Here is a 2,531-nt window from a genome sequence, read left to right on the forward strand (position 1 = left end):
GTCCCGCCAGGGGTGAGCGCGCGGGCCCGCCAGCGGACCTTCCACCCATCCGATAGTTTCCCATCCGGCACGGTCACGGTGGCCTGGGCGCCGGAGTCGACGTCGTCGACCGCACCGGTCCAGATCGAGCCCGTCCCGTGCTCGGTGTCGGCGGGGTCGTGTTCGAGTTCGAATTCGGCCCGGACCTTGCCGCCGGCGGGGTCGGTGACCTGGGCGAGCAGCTGCGGCGTCAACGACGACGCCACGGTGGTCCCGTCGACCTCCTGCGAGGGGACGACCTGCAGGGTGCCGAGCACGGGGTCGGGCCGGTCCACGCGGAAGTTCTGCCAGTCCGACCAGGCCGAGGCCGTGTCACCGGCGACGGCGCGGGCGCGCCAGCGCACCAGCCAGCCCTCACTCAGCGTCTGTTCGGGTACGGTCACCGATGCCTGAGTCCCGGCCGGGACGTTGTCGGCGGCACCAGCCCAAATCTGACCGCTTCCCTGACCCGCCGGTGCGGCGGGGTCGTGTTCCAGCTCGAACTCGGCGCGCAGGGTGCCGCCGGCGGGGTCGGTGACCTGCGCCAGCAACCGCGGCGTCAGCGAACTGGTGACGGTGGTGCCGTCCACGACCTGGGCGGGAGTGACCTGCAGCGCGGTCACGCCGGGTTCGGAGGGGAGATCGCCGGCGTTGACCGTGCCGGTCTGCCAGTCCGACCAGGCCGAGGCCACCTGCGTGGCCGGGTTGACCGCCCGGGCTCGCCAGCGCACGCCCCATCCGTTGGCCAGCTTCCCGCCGGGGACCTCCACCGAGGCCTGGGTTCCGGAGGCCACGTCATCGACGGCGCCGGCCCAGATCTGGCCGGTGCCGTGCTGCGTGTCGGCGGGGTCGTGCTCGATCTCGAATTCGGCCCGCAGCGCCGCGCCGTAGGCGTCGGTGACGGTGGCCAGCAGGTGCGGGGTCAGCGATGTGATCGTGGTGGTCTGCCCGTCGGTTTGGGACGGGGTGACCTGCAACTGGGAGACGGTGGCGGCGGGGACCTTCACCGTCAGCGGCTGCCACTCGCTCCAGGCGGAGGCGTTGGAACCCGGGGCGATGGCGCGGGCCCGCCAGCGGACCTTCCACCCGTCCGCGAGCGTGCCGTCCGGCACGGTCACGGTGGCCTGGGCGCCGGAGGCCACATCATCGGCCCCGGCTGTCCAGATCTGACCGGTGCCCTGCCCCTGCGGGGCGGCGGGGTCGTGCTCGAGTTCGAACTCCACCCGGGACGCCGCCGCGTCCGGGGTGATGACCCGGGCGGCCAACGCCGGTGTGAGGCTGGAGGTGACCGTCTCCCCCGACACATCCTGGGAGGGGGTGACCTGTAACTGGTCCACGACCGGGTCCGGCACCGTGATGGTGGCGGTCTGCCAGTCCGACCAGGCCGAGGACACAGACGTGCCGGTGTTGGTGGCCCGGGCCCGCCAGCGGATGTGCCACCCGTCGGCCAGCTTCCCGGCCGGAACCGCTGCGACAGCGTCGCTGCCCGGCGTGACCGCAGCCGAGCTGCCGGCCCAGATCTGGCCGCTGCCCTGGCCCGGGTGGGCCGGGTCGTGTTCGATCTCGTAGTCGGCCCGCAGGCTCCCCCCGGCGGGGTCGGAGACGGCCGCGTGCAAGGTCGGCGTCAGCGACGACACGTCCGTCCCGGCCAGCGGGCTGATCGACAGGTTCCCCACCGCCGGGGTGGAGTTGATCGTGTAGGTCACGCTCAGAGAGGGCGCGCGGCCGGTGCCGGCCTCGCTGCTGTCGAAGAAGACCTGATAACCCGCCGAGGTGGTCTCAACATTCCCCCGCAGCTGCAGGCCGTAGTTGGGGGTCCCCGACGCCCAGGCCTGGACGATCGAGGTGATCGTCCAGCTCATGTACGTCTTGGCCGCGCAACCGTTGCTCTCCAGGGTGATGGTCTCACCCGCCGTCGTGTAAGCAGGCTGATTGGACCAGGTGATCGTCGCCGGATCCCAGCCGGCCGTGACCCGCGAGGCGCGGATCCCCGCACGCGGGCAGGTGGAAGGCTTGCTGATCGACTTCTGGTAGGCCTTCAACGTCGCACCCTGCACGGTCGCACCCGCCAAGGCGGCGGTGTCGAACTTCACGAAGGCGCGTGACAGGCTCGTGGTGTAGGCCCCGGCGCTGATGGTCGTGTCCCCGTCGTAGGAACGCGTCGAACCTTGCACCACCGTGGTATCCGTCGTGAGCGGCAACGTGACCGTCGGGTCGATCGTCACCGGATACGCCGTGGCGGGATCGGCCAGGAACTCCGCGTCGGGGCGGAGCACCAGCACCTGCCCGCCGTCGTTGTCGGCGGCCACCTCCGTGGAGATCTTCCCCGGCCTGCCGGTCGCGTCCTGTCCGCCGCCGGCGGCGGGCGGGGCGGCCCACATCACCGGCTGCGGCGCCGACGCCACGAGTTTGGCGTTCTTGCGGTTCTTCAGCAGCAGACGCCCGTCCGCACTCTCCGACAGGGCAAGGCCCTTGCTCTGCACGCCGATGCGGATCTCCACCGGTGTTGTGGG

The 2,531-nt window shown here is 71.8% G+C and carries 1 protein-coding gene; it reads right to left on the reverse strand.

The features are described 5' to 3' along the window. The coding region (locus ACFHYQ_RS27215) for a DNRLRE domain-containing protein (protein WP_394303999.1) at nt 1-2,531 on the reverse strand (2,531 nt) is incomplete at both ends.

Source organism: Sphaerimonospora cavernae (assembly GCF_042435035.1).
GTDB classification, from domain to species: Bacteria; Actinomycetota; Actinomycetes; order Streptosporangiales; family Streptosporangiaceae; genus Sphaerimonospora; species Sphaerimonospora cavernae.